Source organism: Caballeronia sordidicola (assembly GCF_002220365.1).
GTDB classification, from domain to species: domain Bacteria; phylum Pseudomonadota; class Gammaproteobacteria; order Burkholderiales; family Burkholderiaceae; genus Caballeronia; species Caballeronia sordidicola_C.
On sequence record NZ_MTHB01000181.1, the window covers coordinates 1 to 19261 of the forward strand.

Annotated in this window: 20 protein-coding genes and 1 pseudogene; 16 read left to right on the top strand and 5 right to left on the bottom strand. The window is 61.7% G+C overall.

What is annotated here, in order from left to right; all coding sequences use genetic code 11:
• The 13 genes from BSU04_RS25815 to BSU04_RS25875 form a co-directional block, all read left to right on the top strand.
• Positions 1–317: acetate uptake transporter (locus BSU04_RS25815; RefSeq protein ID WP_179258442.1), on the top strand; the 317-nt coding region annotated here is incomplete at its 5' end.
• A gap of 450 nt (positions 318–767) precedes the next feature.
• Positions 768–2264: a F0F1 ATP synthase subunit beta gene (gene atpD, locus BSU04_RS25820; protein WP_089163257.1), complete on the top strand. Its 1497-nt coding sequence runs from the start codon at positions 768–770 to the stop codon at positions 2262–2264.
• A complete protein-coding gene (locus tag BSU04_RS25825) occupies positions 2261–2704 on the top strand; it encodes a F0F1 ATP synthase subunit epsilon (RefSeq protein ID WP_089163241.1) in 444 nt (147 codons plus the stop codon). The genes atpD and BSU04_RS25825 overlap by 4 nt, the downstream gene beginning before the upstream one ends.
• A 59-nt stretch (positions 2705–2763) precedes the next feature.
• Positions 2764–3036, top strand: coding sequence for an AtpZ/AtpI family protein (locus BSU04_RS25830; protein WP_179258445.1), 273 nt, complete (start codon positions 2764–2766; stop codon positions 3034–3036).
• Positions 3033–3311: an N-ATPase subunit AtpR gene (locus tag BSU04_RS25835; RefSeq protein ID WP_179258443.1), complete on the top strand. Its 279-nt coding sequence runs from the start codon at positions 3033–3035 to the stop codon at positions 3309–3311. Before BSU04_RS25830 ends, BSU04_RS25835 begins: the two co-directional genes overlap by 4 nt.
• Positions 3308–4006 carry a F0F1 ATP synthase subunit A gene (locus BSU04_RS25840; RefSeq protein WP_089163243.1) on the top strand — a complete coding sequence of 233 codons (699 nt, stop codon included), beginning with the start codon at positions 3308–3310 and terminating at the stop codon, positions 4004–4006. The genes BSU04_RS25835 and BSU04_RS25840 overlap by 4 nt, the downstream gene beginning before the upstream one ends.
• Positions 4003–4251 (top strand): F0F1 ATP synthase subunit C, encoded by a 249-nt coding sequence (locus tag BSU04_RS25845; protein ID WP_046564982.1) that lies wholly within the window; start codon positions 4003–4005, stop codon positions 4249–4251. Before BSU04_RS25840 ends, BSU04_RS25845 begins: the two co-directional genes overlap by 4 nt.
• A 13-nt stretch (positions 4252–4264) precedes the next feature.
• Complete coding sequence (locus BSU04_RS25850) at positions 4265–4999, top strand: F0F1 ATP synthase subunit delta (protein ID WP_089163244.1); 735 nt, start codon at positions 4265–4267, stop codon at positions 4997–4999.
• The gene (locus tag BSU04_RS25855; protein WP_089163245.1) at positions 4996–6633 is read left to right on the top strand and encodes a F0F1 ATP synthase subunit alpha; all 1638 of its coding nucleotides are present in this window, start codon (positions 4996–4998) and stop codon (positions 6631–6633) included. Before BSU04_RS25850 ends, BSU04_RS25855 begins: the two co-directional genes overlap by 4 nt.
• Positions 6630–7598, top strand: a complete 969-nt coding sequence (locus BSU04_RS25860; RefSeq protein WP_089163246.1) for a F0F1 ATP synthase subunit gamma — start codon at positions 6630–6632, stop codon at positions 7596–7598. The genes BSU04_RS25855 and BSU04_RS25860 overlap by 4 nt, the downstream gene beginning before the upstream one ends.
• Before the next feature lie 15 nt (positions 7599–7613).
• Complete coding sequence (locus BSU04_RS25865) at positions 7614–8921, top strand: NRAMP family divalent metal transporter (protein WP_089163247.1); 1308 nt, start codon at positions 7614–7616, stop codon at positions 8919–8921.
• A 233-nt stretch (positions 8922–9154) separates the two neighbouring features.
• Positions 9155–10096 (top strand): DnaJ C-terminal domain-containing protein, encoded by a 942-nt coding sequence (locus tag BSU04_RS25870; protein ID WP_089163248.1) that lies wholly within the window; start codon positions 9155–9157, stop codon positions 10094–10096.
• Positions 10097–10107: 11 nt separating this feature from the next.
• Entirely contained in the window at positions 10108–10431 is a 324-nt protein-coding gene (locus tag BSU04_RS25875; protein ID WP_089163249.1) for a chaperone modulator CbpM, read from the top strand.
• A 112-nt stretch (positions 10432–10543) separates the two neighbouring features.
• Here BSU04_RS25875 and ydiK read toward each other — a convergent pair whose 3' ends face one another.
• Positions 10544–11665, bottom strand: coding sequence for an AI-2E family transporter YdiK (ydiK, locus tag BSU04_RS25880; protein WP_089163250.1), 1122 nt, complete (start codon positions 11663–11665; stop codon positions 10544–10546).
• Positions 11666–12009: 344 nt separating this feature from the next.
• The gene (locus BSU04_RS25885) at positions 12010–13539 is read right to left on the bottom strand and encodes a sensor domain-containing diguanylate cyclase (RefSeq protein WP_089163251.1); all 1530 of its coding nucleotides are present in this window, start codon (positions 13537–13539) and stop codon (positions 12010–12012) included.
• Positions 13540–13877: 338 nt separating this feature from the next.
• Here BSU04_RS25885 and BSU04_RS25890 point away from each other — a divergent pair, with 338 nt between their 5' ends.
• On the top strand, positions 13878–14381 hold the full coding sequence (locus BSU04_RS25890; protein ID WP_144021354.1) for a hypothetical protein: 504 nt from the start codon (positions 13878–13880) through the stop codon (positions 14379–14381).
• 199 nt (positions 14382–14580) lie between these two features.
• On the opposite strand, the gene BSU04_RS25895 is transcribed toward BSU04_RS25890, so the two are convergent.
• Positions 14581–15474, bottom strand: a complete 894-nt coding sequence (locus BSU04_RS25895; RefSeq protein ID WP_089163253.1) for a LysR family transcriptional regulator — start codon at positions 15472–15474, stop codon at positions 14581–14583.
• Positions 15475–15586: 112 nt separating this feature from the next.
• Between BSU04_RS25895 and BSU04_RS25900 the strand changes: the two genes are divergently transcribed.
• A complete protein-coding gene (locus BSU04_RS25900; RefSeq protein ID WP_179258444.1) occupies positions 15587–16042 on the top strand; it encodes a cupin domain-containing protein in 456 nt (151 codons plus the stop codon).
• 489 nt (positions 16043–16531) lie between these two features.
• Complete coding sequence (locus BSU04_RS25905) at positions 16532–17041, top strand: DUF1993 domain-containing protein (RefSeq protein ID WP_089163255.1); 510 nt, start codon at positions 16532–16534, stop codon at positions 17039–17041.
• Between the two features lie 105 nt (positions 17042–17146).
• Here the strand turns inward: BSU04_RS25905 and BSU04_RS25910 are convergent, their stop codons facing one another.
• Positions 17147–18847, bottom strand: a complete 1701-nt coding sequence (locus tag BSU04_RS25910) for a methyl-accepting chemotaxis protein (RefSeq protein ID WP_089163256.1) — start codon at positions 18845–18847, stop codon at positions 17147–17149.
• 152 nt (positions 18848–18999) lie between these two features.
• Positions 19000–19261 (bottom strand): annotated as a pseudogene (locus BSU04_RS47185) (hypothetical protein); the annotation flags it as partial.

Genomic DNA, 19261 nt, shown 5'->3' on the forward strand with positions numbered 1-19261 from the left:
ACTTATTCCTGTGGGGCGTATTCACGCTGTATATGTGGGTCGCGACATGGCGCTCGGCGCGTGCGCTGCAATTGGTGTTCTTCGTCCTTTGGATCACCTTTTTCGTGCTGGCCGCAAGCGAATGGACCGGTCTCGTGTGGCTGCATCACGCGGGCGGCTATTGCGGTCTCGTCACAGCCGCGCTGGCGTTCTATCTGTCTGCCGCCGAAATCATCAACGAGACGCACGGGCGCAGCGTACTGCCTGTGGGAAAAGCCGGCGCGGCGATTGTCGGGTCGGTATCGGTTGATTCAGCCGGGAACCTTCAAAGAAGCTGATCGGCAGGTGACGGCGCCGCCGGGGTCTCGTGCGCCGTCGTTGCAACGGAGCGGGTCACCGCCAGACATGCCGCTTCGCCAACGCGTATGTTCGTCGCAAGGTTGACCCGTCGTGCGGCCTTCGCCGCCGGCCACGTCTGCTGCGAACACGTTGCAGTCATTGCGCCGTCCGATTGCGCTGTCCTATCGAATAACTGGCCGGTTTGAGCGCCCGAAATTACCGCGAATGCGCCTCATCAACGATTGATAAAGATCAAGGGTTCCCACCCCTCAGACGATAAAGTTGATTCGAGCACGTGCCGTTCATTTGCGGTCCCTCGCGTGCCCTCAACTTTCACGACACGTCACCGGGCGCATACGCCGCCCCCGTTTCGTTGGCGGAAATGCAGTCTGTCTGAAGGAGTCAAATTGAACACTCGCGCCCCGGTCGCCCCCACCGAAAACCATCCCTTGACAGACAGAGCAGAGAACGCGGGTCCGGTCGACGGAGCACAGGGCCGGGTCGTCGCGGTGCGGGGCGCGATCGTGGATGTCGCTTTCGATAACGCCGCGTTGCCGCTCATCGAAGAGTCGCTGTCCATCCTCACCGATCGCGGACCGCCGATCATCGCGGAAGTGCAGGCGCATCTGGACGAAAACACGGTGCGCGCGCTGGCGTTGCAGTCGACCAACGGGCTGAATCGCGGTACGGCCGTGCGTGCATCAGGCGGCCCGATCCTCGTGCCGGTGGGTGAAGCCATGCTTGGACGTCTGATCGATGTCACCGGCACGCCGGGAGACCGCGGCGCACCCTTCGCCGACGACGTCCCGCGCCGCCCGATTCATCGCGCCCCGCCACCGTTTGCATCGCAGAGTGCGGCCACCGAGATCTTCTGGACCGGGATCAAGGTCATCGACTTGTTGACTCCGCTTGCGCAGGGCGGCAAGGCCGCGACCTTCGGCGGCGCCGGGGTCGGTAAAACCGTGCTCGTGATGGAGCTCATCCATGCAATGGTCGAACGCTATAAAGGCATCTCGGTCTTCGCCGGGGTCGGCGAGCGTTCGCGTGAAGGCCACGAGATGCTGCTCGACATGCGCAACTCCGGCGTGCTGCCGCGTACCGTGCTGGTCTACGGCCAGATGAACGAGCCGCCCGGTGCGCGCTGGCGTGTGCCGCTGACCGCGCTCACGGTCGCCGAATACTTTCGCGATGAACGTCACCAGAACGTGCTGCTGCTCATGGACAACGTCTTCCGCTTCGTCCAGGCCGGCGCGGAAGTTTCAGGCCTGCTCGGACGGCTGCCGTCGCGGGTTGGTTACCAGCCGACGCTCGCAAGCGAAGTGGCGGCGCTGCAGGAACGCATTGTGTCCGTTGGCGGCGTATCGGTGACCGCTATCGAGGCCGTCTATGTCCCCGCCGACGACTTTACCGACCCGGCCGTGACGACCATCGCGGCACACGTGGACAGCATGATCGTCCTGTCGCGCTCGATGGCCGCCGAGGGCATGTATCCCGCCATCGATCCGATCGCTTCGTCGTCCATCCTGCTCGACCCGGCCTTCGTCGGCGACGAGCACGCCGCGATCGCGATCGAGGTGCGCAAGACCATCGAACATTATCGGGAATTGCAGGACGTGATCTCGCTGCTCGGCGTCGAGGAACTCGGCGTGGACGATCGCAGAATCGTCGGACGGGCTCGCCGTTTGCAGCGCTTCCTGAGCCAGCCTTTCACTGTGACGGAGGCGTTTACCGGTGTGCCCGGTCGCTCCGTCGCGGTCGCCGATACGATCGCCGGCTGCAAGGCGATCCTCGCCGGCGAGTGCGACACCTGGCAGGAAAGCTCGCTCTACATGATCGGCACAATCGATGAAGCACGTGCTCGCGAAGCGGCCTCGTCAACGCCGCCCTCGGCTGATATCAAGCCTGCGGCGCAAGCAAAGCCCGCGGTGGAGCACGTCGGATCATGAGCGCGCTCCTGCATCTCACCATCGCCACGCCGGCTCGTGTGCTATTCGACAGCGCAGACGTCGTCGCACTGCGCGCCGAAGACGCCACGGGAAGTTTCGGCATTCTGCCAGGCCATGCGGCATTCCTGACCGTGCTCGCGCCGTCCGTGCTGCGCTGGCATGCGGCTAACGGCGTCGAACAGTTTTGTGCCGTAAAGGAAGGCGTGCTGCGCGTGTCGGGCGGAGATGAGATATCGATTGCATGTCGCGAAGGGGTGATGGGCTCGAGCGGCATGTCGCTTCAGGAACTTGAGGCACAAGTCGACGCTGCACGCGCGGCACAGCTCGACGCGGTGCGGCGCGCTCGCGTCGATGAAACCCGTCTGCATGCGCAAGCCGTGCGGCAGTTGTTGCGCTATCTGCGCCCGAGCGCGGGCCCCGTGGATGGAGCAGGACCGTGACTCAGCCCTCGCCTGACGATATCGATCCCAAGCGTGACGCCGGTTCTGATGCCGACCGCATGGCCCACGCTGCGCGACAAGCCGTGCAGCGCGAACGCGAGGCGCGGGAAGAGCCGGAACCGTCGCTTGGCGTACGCCTCGGTCAGATCGGCATTCTCGGCTGGACCATTGTGGTGCCGACGCTGCTTGGACTTGTCATTGGCCACTGGCTCGACCGGCACTTCAACACCGGCGTGTTCTTCTCGGCGCCGCTGCTCATGGCAGGCGCTGCCGTCGGCCTGTGGTCTGCATGGAAATGGATGCATCGGCAAACCCGGAGAGATCGGCAATGACACATCACTTCCCGCTCGTAGCCCAGATCGCGATTGGCTCGCTGGTCGGCCTCGCGGCCGGCGCGCTCCACTTCGCAACCTTGCGGTGCAACGTCCGGTTGCTGATCACCGGCACGCCGGCCAGGGCAATCGGTCTGCAACTCCTGCGTCTCGCAGGCGTGGCCGTCCTGTTCGGTGCGCTGGCGAAACTGGGTGCATGGCCGCTGCTATGCGGCGCGGCCGGGTTGCTGCTGGCACGCGGCTTTATCCTGCGACGCGTCCAGGTGACGCCATGATTGCCTCGCCGCTCATCACTGCCACCCTGTTCCATATCGGACCGATCGACGTATCGGCGCCGGTCGTGGCCACGTGGATCATCATGGCCGTGCTCGCAGGCGGCGCTGCATGGTACACACGCCGCCTGTCACTCACGCCCTCGAAAGTGCAGACCGTTCTCGAACTATTGGTCAGCACCATAGACGACCAGATTCGCGACACCATGCAAGCGGAGCCCGAACGATATCGCTCGCTGGTCGGCACGCTCTTTCTGTTCATTCTGGTCAGCAACTGGTCGTCACTCCTGCCCGGTGTCGAGCCGCCCACCGCTCACGTGGAAACCGATGCCGCGCTGGCCCTGATCGTATTCTTCGCGACCATTTTCTACGGCATCCGCACGCGCGGCCTGGGCCGTTACCTCGCTACCTTCGCCGAACCCACGTGGATCATGATCCCGCTGAACGTGGTCGAGCAGATCACGCGGACCTTCTCGCTGGTCGTGCGTCTGTTCGGCAATGTGATGAGCGGGGTCTTCGTGGTCGGCATCGTGCTGTCGCTAGCGGGATTGCTGGTACCCATCCCGTTGATGGCGCTCGACCTGCTGACCGGCGCGGTGCAGGCATACATCTTCACGGTTCTCGCGATGGTCTTCATTGGCGCCGCGCTAGCCGAAAACTCCCCAAAAACTTCCAGCAAAGAGGCAGGCCAGCAATGAACAATCTGATCCAGGTAGTGAGCATTCTCGCCGCAGCGCTTGCGGTCTCATTCGGCGCAATCGGACCGGCCCTCGGCGAAGGCCGCGCGGTCGCCGCCGCAATGGATGCGCTCGCCCGGCAGCCGGAATCGGCCGGCACGATTTCGCGCACGCTGTTCGTCGGCCTCGCGATGATCGAAACCATGGCGATCTACTGCCTGGTGATCGCCCTGCTTGTGTTGTTCGCCAATCCGTTCATAAAGTGAGCGCGCACTGATCATGCATATCGACTGGTGGACTCTCCTGCTGCAGACCGTCAACGCGCTGGTGCTCGTGTGGTTGCTGGCGCGCTTTCTGTTTCGCCCGGTGGCGAAGATCGTAGCGCAGCGTCAGCATGCAGCCGCGGCGCTGATGGCCGATGCCACCGCAGCCAAAGCCGCGGCACTCGGTGAACAGCAGAAGGCCGCCGCTGACAGCGCTGAACTTGCTGCACAACGCGCGCATCTGCTCGACGCGGCGACAGCCGAAGCCGCGCAGCTCAAGACGTCGCTCGAGAACGCGGCACGCACCGACGCGGAGCAAATGCGCACGGCCGCGCAAACCGCGATCGACGCCAGCCGCCGCGAGGCCGCCGCAGCCGACTCCGATCGCGCGTCGCAATTCGCACTCGAGGTCACCGCGCGGCTGCTCGACCGCCTGCCCGCCGAGGCACGGATCGCGGGTTTCATCGATGGACTGGCGCGTGAGCTTGCCGCGCTGCCCGAGGCTACCCGGACGCAACTCTGCGGCAACGATGAAGCGGTCCATCTGATCGTGCCTCGCGCGCTCACTGCGGACGAACTGGCCGCGTGTCAGGCGGCGATCACCCAGGCGCTCGGTCATCCGTTGCAGGTTCAGGTCACGGTCGATCCCGCCGTGATCGCGGGACTTGAACTGGAAGCGCCGCATGCACTCGTGCGCAACAGTTTTCGCCACGATCTCGCCGGCCTGAAAACGGAACTCCTTAGCTCATGACACCCATCCAAACCGACCTCGCTGCAGGAGACAAAGCAGGAGACAAAGCAGGACACAGCGACTGGCTCGCCAGCAGCCGCGCCGCCCTAGCCCGCGCTCAGTTTGCCCCGCAGGCGGAAACCGTCGGGCGCGTTGAACACGTGGCCGACGGCATTGCCTCCGTCTCGGGCCTGCCTGATGTGCGCTTGAATGAACTGCTGCGCTTCGAGGGTGGCCGTCTAGGCTTTGCGCTCACGCTGGATGCTGATGCCATCGGCGCGGTCCTGCTCGACGACGGCGATGCGATTTCCGCCGGCTCCCGCGTCACCGGAACGGGTCAAGTAGTGGAAGTGCCGGTTGGTCCCGGACTGCTCGGACGGGTGGTCGATCCGCTCGGCAGGCCACTCGACAACGACGAACCCGTGCCCGCCGAGAAGCACCTGCCAATCGAGCGGCCGGCGCCTTCCATTATTGACCGGGATCTGGTCGCGCAACCGGTCGCCACCGGCATCCTGCTGATCGACGCGTTGTTTGCCATCGGGCGCGGCCAGCGCGAACTGATCATTGGGGACCGGGCGACGGGGAAGACCTCGATTGCCATCGACACGATCGTGAACCAGAAGCACACCGACATGATCTGTGTGTACGTGGCGATCGGTCAGCGTGCTACCGCCGTGCAGCGTGTCATCGACGCCGTGCGCCGCCACGGCGCACCCGAGCGATGCGTATTCGTGGTCGCGTCGGCGGCCGCTTCCCCGGGTTTGCAATGGATCGCGCCGTTCAGTGGCTTCTCCATCGCCGAATATTTTCGTGACCGTGGGCAACATGCGCTCATCGTGATCGACGACCTGAGCAAGCATGCCGCAACGCACCGCGAACTCTCCCTGCTCACGCGCGAACCGCCCGGCCGCGAAGCGTATCCCGGCGATATCTTCTACCTGCATGCGCGGTTGCTGGAACGCGCGGCGAAACTGTCCAAGGAACTGGGCGGCGGGTCGCTCACCGCGTTGCCCGTCGCGGAGACCGATGCCGGCAATTTGTCCGCTTACATTCCCACCAACCTGATCTCGATTACCGATGGCCAGATCATGCTCGACGCTGCGCTTTTCGCCGCCAACCAGCGCCCCGCCGTGGACGTCGGCCTGAGCGTGAGCCGGGTCGGCGGCAAGGCGCAGTTGCCCGCGTTGCGCAAGGTCTCCGGACGCTTGCGGCTCGACTATTCGCAGTTCCTCGAGCTTGAAATGTTCACGCGCTTTGGCGGGGCGATGGAGCCGAGGGTGAAGGCGCAAGTGGTGCGCGGCGAGCGCATTCGCGCATTGATCACGCAACCGCGCTTTGCGCCGCTGCGCCCCGTCGATGAAATCGCGCTGCTGGCCGCGCTCGCCGAGCACGTATTCGACGCGCTGCCGCCCGGGTGCATTGCGACGGTTCGCACCCGTCTTGCTGCGCATCTGGATGCGCACGGCGGCCCTGCGGCGAGCGCCGCGCTCGTTGCCACGGGCTCGATCGATGAGGCCACGCTGAGCGCACTAGTCACGGCCGTACGCGATCTCACAGTACAAGTAAGTGCGGCGCCTGCGACTGAAGTCAAAGCTGAGGCCAAACCCGCAGATGAAGCCAAGCAGCAAACCAAGCCCGAGGCCGCTTCGACATGAGCAACAAACTCAGCGAAGTTCAAGCGCGCATGAATGGCGTACACGGGCTTGAATCCGTGGTGGGTGCAATGCGTGGCATCGCTGCGGCACGCTCGCGTGAAGCGCGCAGCCGTCTGGACGGCATTCGGGCCTGCGCGCGGATAGTCAGCGCGGCGATTGGCGACGCCCTGCTGCTGATCGACGATCACACCTCGCACGACACCACGGCACCGAATCGGCATGCAGAGCAGGATGCGGCCGTCGTGATCGTCCTGTGCGCGGAACAGGGTTTTGTCGGCACGTTCAACGAGCATGTGATCGATGCAGCGCTTGCATCGGCTACCGCGTACGCTCAGTCTTCCTCGACGGAATACTTGCTGCTCGGCGACCGCGGGATCGTGGCGGCGACCGAACGTGGGCTGAACATCGGCTGGTCTGCGCCCATGATCACTCATGCCGACGAAGTGCCCGCACTCGCCGATCGCCTCACCGGCGTTTTGTTCCAGCGCCTGGTCACCGGAAGGACGACTCGCGTGAGCGTGATCCACGCAACGCCGAACCCGGGCGCCACCGTCCAGACCGTGGAGCAGACCCTGTTGCCGTTCGACTACGAGCGCTTCTCGGTAACGCCATCGGCTGGGTCACCGGCTGGGTCACCGGCAACTGCGCGCCGCGATCCACCGCTCATTAATCTCGCGCCGCAGCGCCTGTTATCGCAGCTTGCGCAGGAATACATCTTCGCGCAGCTTTGCGAGGCCATCATGCTGTCGTTCGCCGCAGAAAACGAAGCACGCATGCGGGCGATGATCGCTGCGCGCACGAACGTGCATGACAAGCTCGAAGCATTGACCGGCGACTTTCGGCGGCTGAGGCAAGAGGAGATCACGTCGGAGATCGTGGAGCTTTCAGCAGGAAGCATCGCCGCCGACAGACCTGCGAAGAAAAAGCGTCCACGCAACGGTCTCGCCCCCGTCCACTCCTTCTGACATCCCCGCGCCATCATGGACAAGCCATCCCAGGAATACGATGCAGAGGACCGCGATCCGGTGGTCGGCCCGACCAAGCCCCATTGGCTCGGCGTGCTGGGGCCAGGCCTGATCACAGGCGCCTCCGACGACGACCCCAGCGGCATCGCCACCTACAGTCAGGTGGGCGCGGCCTTCGGCTATGGACTGTCATGGACGCTGTTGTTCAGCTACCCGTTGATGGTCGCCATCCAGATGATCAGCGCGCGCATCGGACGCACGACGGGACACGGCATTGCAGGCGTGCTCCGTATGCACTATTCAACATGGCTGCTGCAGTGGATCGTGGCGCTCCTGCTGATTGCGAATATAGTCAATCTGGGCGCAGACCTGGGTGCCATGGCCGATGCCCTTGCACTCTTGTTGCCCGGTCCCAAGTGGCTCTACGTGCTGCTGTTCTCGGTGATTTGCGTCTCGATGCAGCTGTTGCTGCAATACACGCGCTACGTGGCTGTGCTGAAGTGGTTCACGCTGTCCTTGTTTGCGTATTTCGCCGTACTGGCGGTGGCGCATGTCAATTGGAGCCAACTCGCCAGCAACATGCTCTTGCCGCGTCCGGTCTGGACCTCGGCGTATCTCACTGCGGTCGTGGCGGTGTTTGGCACCACGATCAGCCCCTACCTGTTCTTCTGGCAATCCGATGAGGAAGTCGAGGACATGCGGGTGCACCCACGGCGACTCGATCTGTTCGACTCACCGGAACAGGGTCCCAAGGCGCTGCGTCGTATCGAGGTCGACACGCTTGCCGGCATGGGATTGTCCAACCTGGTCGCGCTTGCCATCCTGGCGACCACGGCGGCGACCCTCCACGCAGGCGGTATAGTTGACATTGAAACGTCGGCGCAGGCGGCCCAGGCCTTGAGGCCTATAGCGGGCCCGTTCGCCGCATTGTTCTTCACGGTCGGGCTGATCGGAACCGGCCTGCTGGCCGTGCCTGTTCTTGCGGGTTCAGCGGCATATGCGATTGGTGAAGCGCGGGACTGGCCGGTGGGCTTCACTCGCAAAATGCAGGAAGCGAAGGCGTTTTACGCAACTATCGCAGTGGCTACGCTGATCGGCATGGTCATCAATTTCACATCGATCAACCCGATCAAGGCGCTCTACTGGAGCGCCGTGCTCAACGGCGTAGTCGCCGTGCCGGTAATGTTCGTGATGATGAAAATAGTGTGCCGCCGGGACATCATGGGAAAGTTTGCGGCCAAGGGCTGGTTGCGGGCGCTGGGATGGGTGGCGACGGCGGTCATGCTGGTGATCTCGGTGGGCATGGTGGTCACGTCGATCTGACGTTGCGCTTTTGTATCGGCGTGGGAGCGTGAATTGCTGCGCGCCGCGCATTGCCGGCCCGTGCGTGGGCCTTTTGCCAGTCATTTCCCGGCCTGCGCCGCCATGACATAAACTTACCGAGCGACGTGACTGATTGAAGTATTCAGGCCGACAAACCCAGGCAAACACACTATCCGTCGTCGCAACGCCTCAGCTCAGACGAAACCCCGTTCTACTTTTCTTTTAGGTCTCAAATGAAATTCAAGGACTATTACGAAGCCTTGGGAGTCGAGCGCACCGCGACACTGGCGGACATCAAGAAGGCGTACCGCAAGCTCGCTCATAAATATCATCCTGACGTCTCGGCCGACCCGGACAGCGAAGCAAAATTCAAGGACGTCGCTGAAGCGTATGCCACGCTGAAGAACCCGGAAAAGCGCGAAGCCTACGACAACCTCGGCAAACATCCGGCCGGCGAATCGTTCACGCCGCCACCCGACTGGCAGCAGCATTTCCATACGGGTGAAGCCGGCCTCGACGACGTCGACCTCGCCGATCTTTTCTCAGCCTTTGGCCGCGGCGGCGGCGGTGGCAGCGGAGGTGGTCATCGCAGACAAAGCTTTCCTGTCCCCGGGCAGGACTATGAGATCGCCGCGCCGGTAACGCTTGAGCAGATCCATCGCGCAGACCAGATCGAACTGAGCGCGGAGCTTCCCGAGTACGACGCCAACGGCCTCGCGCATCGCGTGCCGCGGACCTTTCAAATCACCATTCCTAAATCGGCGGCGAACGGCCAGCGCCTGCGGCTGGCTGGCAAGGGCGGCCCGGGCTTTAATGGCGGACGGCCCGGCGACTTGTATGTATCGCTCGTGTTGCAGCCACATCCGCTCTATCGGCCCGACGGCCGCGACCTGTATTTGGACCTGCCGCTCGCGCCCTGGGAGGCCGTGCTGGGGGCGAGCGTGCACGTACCCACCCTCGCGGGCACGGTGGAGCTCAACGTGAAACCTGGCACGACCGCCGGGCAAAAATTGCGGCTCGCCAAACGCGGACTGGCGTCGGCCGATGGCAGCGTCGGGGCACTGTATGCCGTGGTCAGGATAGAAGTGCCGAAGACGGTAAGCGCTCGTGAACACGAGTTGCTGGAACAACTGGCGGCGGCATCGAACTTCAACCCGCGCACGCATTTCGCGTAAGGAGCAAAGCCATGAGCACACCATTGAGCGAGTCGGTCTGGCTAAACGACGTGGACGTTTGCCAGGTTGAATATCTGGCGGAGGTTTCGGGGTTATCGATTGAAGAAATTGAAGACCTCATTGATACCGACGTCATCAAGCCGGTGGACGCCGGCACACCCACACGCATGTTCCAGTTGCGTTACGTCGTCACCGTGAAGACGGCAAGGCGCCTGAGAGACGATTTCGAACTCGACCGGCGCGGCCTTGCGCTGGCGCTGTCATTGTTGCAACGCATAGATGAACTGCAAGCGGAAATACACGCAACGAAAGCGAGGCTCGGACACCCGCGATGATCGTGTAGACACGGAGCGTCACAACGGTGAGTCAGGTTCATGGCGGTTAGCGAATGCTATTAGCCATGAACCGGCACAACGCAGCGGGAAGGCCGTTCATGCGGCGGCTGCGCTAGGCTAAATCTTTCGGATTGCTTGCTGTCGTCACTCGATCGACTTGCGCAGCGTCGACGACCGCTAAAGGCGCAGGTTCGTTCATCCACGCTTCCAGGAGCGTCGACGCCACCGCCAGGATCACCGGACCAACGAACAAACCCACTATCCCGAACGCGAACATGCCGCCCAGCACGCCGGCCAGGATCAACAGCATCGAGAGGTTCACCCCGCGCCTGATCAGAACCGGCCGCAGCAGACTGTCGAGCATGGCGACTGCAACTGACCAGATCAGCAGCAGGATCGCGGCTACGGTTGAATCATGCATAAAAAGCCACGCGACGCCGCCGAGCAACGGCAGCAACGGGCCGATCTGCGCGAGGCACAACATCAGCATCACCGCGGTCAGTATGCCGGCAGCAGGAACGCCTGCTATCCACAAACCGATCCCGCCCAGCGCGGATTGCGCCACCGCTGTCACAACAATCCCGAGCGCGACCGCGCGAATCGCCAGTCCTGCCAGCTTGACCGCTTCCGCGCCCCGCTGGGCTGCCAGCCGGGTTGCGAAGCGCGTAACGAAGCGGCCCGCTGCTTCACCCTGGCTATAGAGAATGCCTGCAATGATGATCGTGACGAACATGTGGATCACGAACACGCCCACAGCCGCTGCGTGACCGAGCATCCAGCGCGCGACAATCGTCAGGTACGGTTCCACCTTTGCCAGAATGCCGCCCGGCCCGGCGTCCGACAGCGTCTGCCATTCATGCGCAACGCGCTGGCCGGCCAGCGGAATCTCGCCGACCCAGCTGGGCGGCGGCGCCAGTGCATAGCTGGGCAAGAGTTTGATCGTTCCCATGATGTCGCTCGCGTGCAAGGCCAGTGTCGAAATGGCCTCGTAGAGCGGCAGTGCAATCACGAGCAGCAGGATGATCAGCATCACCCCGGTGGCGATCCACCGGCGATTGCCGACGCGGCGCTGCACCGCGAGCATCACGGGCCAGGTCGCGACCACAATGGTGGTCGCCCAGATGAGCCCCGGAATAAACGGCCGCAGGATATAGAGGCTGCCGATCGTCAACGCGGACAGGATGACAATAACGAACAGAATGCGGGCAATATCGACTGGTTGACGCGGGGTCATTTCGTGCTCCTGACAAGAATATCCTGGCTGTGCCGTAACGCGCGTTCCGAACCGCGAGAGGTTGCCACAGGTGCGCGGAGAAGCGACTTTGACAGGGTTCGCCCCGGATGTCCATACGCCTCAAGGGACGAACGCGGTCGTGTTCCGGAACACCATGGCGAGGGCCGTGGCGTGTGACGTGCTCGCATCACCGGAATTTTTATAGCAGTGCGTGCCAAGCGAGGGTCTTGAGCTTAAAGGTGCGCTTACCTGGACTTGCCTCACGTTGGAACCACGGTTGGAACCGCGGTTGGAACCGCGGCTGGAACCGCGGCTGGATAAAGCCGTAGCCGCGATCGGACCCCTCACGCCTCAGACTCAGACTCAGCGGTCGACACCCTGTTCCGGCCGGTCGCCTTGGCGTAGTACAAGGCTTCGTCGGCAGCTTTGATCACGGTCGTCAGATCGTCGTCCATCTGCGGTTCACGGCTCACCGCGCCAATACTGGCCGTCACGCATCCAAACTCGCTGCCCGCGTGCTCGATATGGCATGCGCAAATAGCGGAGCGGATCTTCTCCGCGATCAGCGAAGCGCCGAGCGCCGATGTATCCGGAAGCACGACGATAAACTCCTCTCCCCCATAGCGTGCAGCGCTGTCAGCCGGACGCCGGATGTTGTCGGCAATACAGCGTGCGACCGCCGCCAGGGTATCGTCGCCGGCCTGATGGCCATAGGTGTCGTTGTAAGCCTTGAATCGATCGATATCGACGAACAGCAGCGACAACACGCTCTGCGAGCGTTTCGCGCGGCGCCACTCGAGTTCGAGTATTTCGCCAAGACTACGTCGGTTGTTCAACCCGGTCAGGCCGTCCGTTCTCGCAAGCAATTCCAGCGCCGACTCAGCCCGCATGCGCCGCCGCAACTGCATCCCGAGCAAAATGGAAAGCGCGATGAACGCCACACCGAACACGGCCATCAGCGACCCGATCGTGAGGGCCCGGCGCCGCCACGAAGCGTAGATATCCTCCTCGGAAGCGGCCGCCATGATGATGAGAGGCGCCCGCGGGAAGTTGGCAAACCAATACAGCCGGCGATTGCCATCGATTGACGACTTTTCGATGAAGCTCCCCTGCGGCGCCATTAGAAACTGCTTGAAAGTAGCGGCGTTCTTGATGTTTCGCCCGATCACCTTGGGATCGTAAGGCTGCCGCATCAGCATGGAGCCGTCTCGTCCGATCAGCGAAAGCGATCCGTGCGGACCTAGCGCCAAACCGGCGAACAGGTCGTGGAAATACGCAATATTCACCGCCAGAAGCACAATTCCCGCAAACGATCCGTCCGGGTTGGAAAGCCGTCTGCTCAGGCCGATGCTTGGCGTGCCGTTGCGCAAGCGAGACAGGTACGGATCGCTTATGTAGAGACCTGCATGGGGATTGTCGCGTTGAACCGTAAAATACGGCCTGTCGCTGAAATTACCCGTTCTCGGCGTGTCGCCGCCGGAATCCATGACAACGTTGCCAAGCGCATCCATCACCAGCATGGAACCGAGATATTTCGCGCTGGCTGCGCGGTCGAAGAGTACCTCCCGGCGCAAATGGGGCGGTAATGCCATCACGTCTGCTTCTTGAAGCCCGTCGACCACGGCTTGCAGTGACAGTTCGTAAAGTTCGAGATTGCGTTCGATATCGCGCTGTGCAATGACAGCGATATCGCGCAAAGTGTCGCGGGTGTGGTCCAGCGCATCCTGGCGACTCTGATATAGGACCAAACCGCACAGGCCCACCATGACAACTGCAATAAAAACGCCACATGAAGCGACAGCAACGGACGTCGACAGCCCGCGCTTGATGCGGTTCACGATGCCTACGCAGCTGGATTGCTCTGCTTTTGTCATTGTGGTTGCGGTCTTGCCTACTTGATAGCGGACACAATTCTCGTCCCTGGTCCCGCCGGATCAGCCTCGATGCATCCGCGGATCTCACATTCAATTAATGTCTGACCGACCTCCCGCCGCCAATCTCGATTCGAAAGGGAACATTACCCGGTTCATTACACGCTTCACTGCACGCATCACTATCAGTATTACCACTAGCTACCGGTCCGGCGGTTCATTTGCCATGCCGTAATGCACACGCCATTATTGGCGGGCGGGTTTCCAACGGAGAATGTGCCACCCACCGCTGTTTCCCGCGTTACGAATCATATTCCATCAATCCCGTACCCGGTGTTTTCGTGGAAAACCAGGCTCATAAGGAGGCGTCGATGTTTCAACCGCTATATCAAGTCCATGAAGTGACGCAAGAAACCAAGGAATTGGCAACGGCGCGCAAGATTGCAGCAATTGTCGCGGCGCTCACCCTTCCCACCATTGCACGTTCAGAACTCACTTACCGCGCCTTGCCCGCTGACCTGGAAGCGAAGCTGATTGGCTATCTCCAGGGATTTTGCCTGCCGATCTGCGCGGCGTGGCAAATTGAAGACTCCGATGTTCCGCTCGCAGCGACGGGTCTTGTCATTACCTTGATTTTTCCCGACAGCCCGGCGTCGTTCACTAAATCGATCGACAGCGCGATCGTCGACTCGGAGGCTTTCAGCAAAGGCATGGAGGCAGGCCGCCGCGACGGAGAACTTTATCGCACCACCGGCCGTAAAGGCACCGCGCTATTGCAGATTTTAGCGAACGATTTCCGGGGGTTTTGCGACTACTCAAAAGTTACCGCGGACGTACCCGCGTAAGACTGCGTAGTCCTCCGCGCTTGTCGGATTGGCATCGGATTTGGCATTGGATTGGCAATCGGGGGAATTGAAGCTGAAAACCGCTTCAAGGGACGAGTGCTGTCCGCCGTTTCAGCGTTGGCCGTTTTTTCGATCTTGGCCGATTTTCTCCGGTCAACCGGTTGATTCACCGCGCCTCCTGCACAGGTGCGGTGCGCCCTCAATCCGGCATTTTTTCGTCCAGCAGCGCATCGATGAATGAACGCACCCTGGGCGGCATCATTCGCGCGCTGGGCGTCAACACGCTGACCGGTAGCGGGGCAGGACGGCATTCACACAACAGCTCAACCAGGGTTCCCTCCCTGATGTGATGCGTCACCATGTGTTCAGGCACCTGCGCTATGCCGGCGCCCTGCAATACCGCTTCCACCATGGCGTCTCCGTGACTTAATGCAAAGCGTGACGGCGGTCGCAATTGAATCTTTTCTCCGCCCTTCACGAACTCTAGCGGGCGCTCCCGGCCGGAAGTAGGCATCCGAAACAAAATCACCGATCGTCCTTCGACTTCCTCAACGGCGTTCAACGCACCATGGACTTTTATATAGTCGGGACTGGCGCAAAGCACGAGGTGCTGGTGGTCGAACCGGCGTGCAACCAGACCGGAGTCATCGAGTGAGCCTATGCGTATCACCGCGTCCAGGCCTTCACTCACCGGGTGTACTCGCTCGTCCGTCAAACGCATGTCGACTTTGAGCGCGGGGTGAGCGGCAAGCAGCCGGTTTAATACAGGGACAATCTTGCGTGTTCCGTAACCTATCGGCGCACCCACGCGCAACGTGCCAGACGGCGCCTCGGCCGAGCGTGTTGTCGATAACTCCAGCGAGTCAATCTCTTCCAGGACCCGCGCGCACTTAGCGAAAAGGGCATCGCCTTCCGCCGTGAGCCTGACTGCGCGAGTCGTTCGATGAAACAACCTCACGCCGAGATCGCTCTCCAGGCGCGCCACGCTCTTGGCGACTGACGAGGGGGCGAGAGCGAGCTCACGGGCAGCCGCGGCGAAACTGTTATTTCTCGCCACGGCCGCGAAACTCATGAATTGCTTGAGATTTTTCATGATCGATTCACGGTATGTTGCCGTGAATATTACGGCATCAACGCATGTTTTTCTCGAAAGGCCCGCGACTTATAGTGAACGCCCAAGCCCCATGATCTTGTCGAGGAATGCCATGTTCGTATTGAATACCAAGCCGCCTGAATACAATTTTGCCGGTACGCGGGTGCGTTTGCTGATGTCGGGAAAGGAAACGGGCGGCGCTTTCTGCATGATGGAGTTTTTCGGACCGCCGAACCGGGCGACGCCTCTGCACGTGCATGAGCGCGAAGAGGAAACCATCGTCGTTCTTGAGGGTGTTGTCGACGTGACGGTTGATGGAAAGCGCGTAAGCGTGCGCGCGGGCGAAACAGCTTTGTTGCCGCGCAACGTTGCGCATCGGTTGGCTAATAATACCGAGCTGCCCTCAAGGTATCTGATCGTCTGCACGCCAGCCGGATTTGATGACTTCGTCGACGCTTGCGCCGACGCCCAGGCCGGGCCGGTGACACCCGTTCCGCCGCAGCCGGAAGATATCGGACGCATGCGGGAAGCCGCGCCGCGCTTCGGAATTACCTTGCTGCCGGGCTAGAGGATCGCGAAGTGGCCGCCCTGTTCGCTATGGGGCTTTGGAACGATTGGCCGCCGCATGACAAATCCCCTCTTCGCAGTGCAATTGCGCGCCGAGCAGCTTGGTCTGCGCCTGGGTACGTTTGTCCATGCATGATGCAAAGGCTCAGAACCTTAACCCACCCATGATGAAGCCCTGCATACCGGGCACTTGCCGCAGCGCGCTTATAATCTGGCGCGGAACCGGGCATGCCGGATCAAAGCAAGGGATCCGGCCCGGTATCGCCGCAGTGCAGCGATACCGGGCCGGGTGAAGCGCCCCGATTGCTACAAGGATTGCTGCAAGGTTGGCCGTGACGCAAATCCTGGACCGCCCGGGGCAAGCCGCATTGACAGGCACCTGGCTAGCCGGTTCAATCACCTGTCCAGAACCGTTCCGAGATTAAACAAGATAAACAGGCTGGCGCGGCGTTGTTCGCGTCGGCTCCCGACATCGACTGAAAGAGTGATCATGACCATCTCCATGTACAGCGCGTCCGTCCCGGTTTTCACGCAAATGCTGACCGCCTTGTCCGACGTGCTCAAGAAAGCGGAAACGCAGGCCACCGAAAAAAACATCGAACCGAACGCGCTGCTGCAAGCACGTTTGTTCCCGGACATGTTCCCGCTGATCCGCCAGGTACAGATCGCCGCTGACTTCAGCAAAAGCGCGGTCTCGCGCCTGGCCGGCGTGGAGAAGCCGTCGGTGGCCGATACCGAAGTGACGTTTGCCGACCTGCAAGCGCTGCTGGCCACGGCGTTGGCGTATATAGGCGAGTTCGATGCCACGCGATTCGAAGGCAGCGATAACAAGGAAATCGTCCTGCGCCCGGGCACGCCGAAAGAGAAGAAGCTTGTCGGCAGCAACTACCTGCAACACTACGCCCTGCCCCAGTTCTTCTTCCATGTGACGACCGCGTATGCAATCCTGCGCCACAACGGCGTGGATGTCGGCAAGCGCGACTACATGGGCGCTTATTGATCGAACTGTTGGTCGAGCGCATATGCATCAAGCCGGCTGCAAAGGACTCGACACAGTCCGTTGCAGCCGGCTTGATTTCAAACTTCCAGCTTCAGTTTCAAGCGATCAAAAAGTCTGCCATTCCGGATCCTTGCCCACGACCGGCGCGATCCGGGGCGCAGCCGCCGCCCGTTTCGCGGGTTTCATCTTGCTCGCCGGGCGGCTGACCGCAGGGGCCGCTTTCACCGGCGTGAAGGTCTGCACAACCGGGTCGGAAGCACTGATCCGGAAGACCGACACGAGCTCGCGCAAGGTGCCTGACTGAGCGGCCATCGACTGCGCGGCGGCGGACGCCTCTTCAACCAGCGCCGCGTTCTGCTGCGTCACTTCATCCATCTGCATGACCGCCTGATTGACCTGCTCGATGCCGGTGTGCTGTTCACCCGACGCCGCGCTGATCTCACCCATCAGGTCCGTGACGCGCTTGACCGACTGAACCACTTCGCCCATCGTGCGTCCGGCTTCGTCAACCAACTGCGAGCCGGTATGCACACGCTGCACGGAAGCGCTGATCAGGTCCTTGATCTCCTTTGCCGCCGACGCGCTGCGCTGAGCCAGCGTCCGCACTTCGCCTGCCACCACCGCAAACCCGCGGCCTTGCTCACCGGCCCGCGCCGCTTCAACGGCCGCGTTCAGCGCAAGAATGTTCGTCTGGAACGCAATGCCTTCGATCACCGTGATGATCTGCGCCACCTGTTCCGAGCTGCTGGAAATTTCGCTCATCGTCTGGACCACGCGATTAACGACTTCGCCTCCCCGCACGGCCGTCTCCGACGCGTTGGCAGCCAGCGAATTGCCTTGCAGCGCATTCTCTGCGTTCTGCTTCACGGTCGCGGTCAGTTGCTCCATGCTCGCAGCGGTTTCTTCCAGCGAAGCCGCCTGCTCTTCCGTGCGCTGGCTGAGATCCGTATTGCCTGCTGCAATCTGCGCGGAACCGGTAGCAATGCTGTCGCTGCTGTTGCGCACGCGGCCCACTACATCGACCAGCCGCTCGTTCATGTGGCGCATCGCGGCCAGCAACTGACTGGTTTCGTCCTTGCCCGATACCTCGATATCCGCAGTCAGGTCACCCCGGGCGACGGTCTCGGCAATCACGACAGCGCGTCCGATCGGCGTGGTAATGGAGCGCGTGATCAGCCAGCCGATCGCAATGCCGGCGAACACCGCGACAGCGATCAGCAAGCCGGTGCTCACTATGGCGTTGTCATAAGTCGATGCTGCGCGCGCGACTTCCCGCTCCGCACCGCTGCGGTTAAGTTCGATATCCGCTTCAATCAGCTTGAGCATGTCGGTGAACGCTGCGCCTGCATCGCCGCTCGAGAGCGAACGAGCGTCGTTGAATCCGGCATCGCCCTTGTCGGCCAGATCGAGTAGTTTCGCGTCGAGAGCCGCATAGCGCGCCCAGGCGCTTTTGATATTGTCGAAGAGTTGTTGCTCTTCAGGCGACGACACGAGCTTCTCGTACTTCGTGAACACTTCCTGGAGCTGGACCACGGAAGCGTCATGCGCCGCACGCTGTTCCTGCTTTTCCTTCGGGTCGACCGCAAGGATCGAGCGCAACGAGGTGCGACGCGCATTGTTCGCAAAAGCCTGCATTCTGCCGGCAGCCTGCACGCTCGGCAGCCAGTCGTTGCCAAGCTCCAACGTGCCGGCATAGATGTGCGACGCCTGCCAAAGCGTCAACCCGCCAACCGTACATAACAGCAACAGAATTGCCGCGAAACCCGCGCCCAGCCGGGTGCCTATCTTGAAGTTACTCAAACTCATCTCATGCTCCAGGGTGATCAACGATGAACACGATTACGGAGCATTCGCGACTTCCTGAAACAACCTTTCAGTTTTCCGTGTCGCCTCTAAAACATATGATGAATAACGCTTGGTAACTTCTCAATAACCCGGGGCGAGCGCCAGCATGCTGTTCAAGCAGAGAGGGCGATGCGTTGTTCGAGGAGATGAGGCAGGAGGGGAATTTGATCGCTGCAAGAAATGCGGTCTGTCAGATACTCCCAGAACGAAATGTTCAGCTTGCGGCACGTCGCCTTTAGACTCGAGAACGTATCGCGGCATTGTCGGCCGAGCTCGCTGCGCGTGCCGCCACTGATCTTTCGTTTTTTGACCTGATCGCGAATGTCGCGCTCACTGCCATTGGTATGCAGCGGGGCCTCAGGACGCTCCAACACC

What these genes read in the sequence shown, in the direction of transcription:
- BSU04_RS25885 (WP_089163251.1), bottom strand. Translation starts at nt 13,539, where the DNA reads ATGACAAAAGCAGAGCAATCCAGCTGCGTAGGCATCGTGAACCGCATC.
- BSU04_RS25850 (WP_089163244.1), top strand. Translation starts at nt 4,265, where the DNA reads ATGCATATCGACTGGTGGACTCTCCTGCTGCAGACCGTCAACGCGCTG.
- BSU04_RS25910 (WP_089163256.1), bottom strand. Translation starts at nt 18,847, where the DNA reads ATGAGTTTGAGTAACTTCAAGATAGGCACCCGGCTGGGCGCGGGTTTC.
- BSU04_RS25855 (WP_089163245.1), top strand. Translation starts at nt 4,996, where the DNA reads ATGACACCCATCCAAACCGACCTCGCTGCAGGAGACAAAGCAGGAGAC.
- BSU04_RS25865 (WP_089163247.1), top strand. Translation starts at nt 7,614, where the DNA reads ATGGACAAGCCATCCCAGGAATACGATGCAGAGGACCGCGATCCGGTG.
- BSU04_RS25900 (WP_179258444.1), top strand. Translation starts at nt 15,587, where the DNA reads ATGTTCGTATTGAATACCAAGCCGCCTGAATACAATTTTGCCGGTACG.
- BSU04_RS25875 (WP_089163249.1), top strand. Translation starts at nt 10,108, where the DNA reads ATGAGCACACCATTGAGCGAGTCGGTCTGGCTAAACGACGTGGACGTT.
- BSU04_RS25870 (WP_089163248.1), top strand. Translation starts at nt 9,155, where the DNA reads ATGAAATTCAAGGACTATTACGAAGCCTTGGGAGTCGAGCGCACCGCG.
- BSU04_RS25860 (WP_089163246.1), top strand. Translation starts at nt 6,630, where the DNA reads ATGAGCAACAAACTCAGCGAAGTTCAAGCGCGCATGAATGGCGTACAC.
- BSU04_RS25835 (WP_179258443.1), top strand. Translation starts at nt 3,033, where the DNA reads ATGACACATCACTTCCCGCTCGTAGCCCAGATCGCGATTGGCTCGCTG.
- BSU04_RS25840 (WP_089163243.1), top strand. Translation starts at nt 3,308, where the DNA reads ATGATTGCCTCGCCGCTCATCACTGCCACCCTGTTCCATATCGGACCG.
- BSU04_RS25895 (WP_089163253.1), bottom strand. Translation starts at nt 15,474, where the DNA reads ATGAAAAATCTCAAGCAATTCATGAGTTTCGCGGCCGTGGCGAGAAAT.
- BSU04_RS25845 (WP_046564982.1), top strand. Translation starts at nt 4,003, where the DNA reads ATGAACAATCTGATCCAGGTAGTGAGCATTCTCGCCGCAGCGCTTGCG.
- BSU04_RS25905 (WP_089163255.1), top strand. Translation starts at nt 16,532, where the DNA reads ATGACCATCTCCATGTACAGCGCGTCCGTCCCGGTTTTCACGCAAATG.
- BSU04_RS25825 (WP_089163241.1), top strand. Translation starts at nt 2,261, where the DNA reads ATGAGCGCGCTCCTGCATCTCACCATCGCCACGCCGGCTCGTGTGCTA.
- ydiK (WP_089163250.1), bottom strand. Translation starts at nt 11,665, where the DNA reads ATGACCCCGCGTCAACCAGTCGATATTGCCCGCATTCTGTTCGTTATT.
- BSU04_RS25830 (WP_179258445.1), top strand. Translation starts at nt 2,764, where the DNA reads ATGGCCCACGCTGCGCGACAAGCCGTGCAGCGCGAACGCGAGGCGCGG.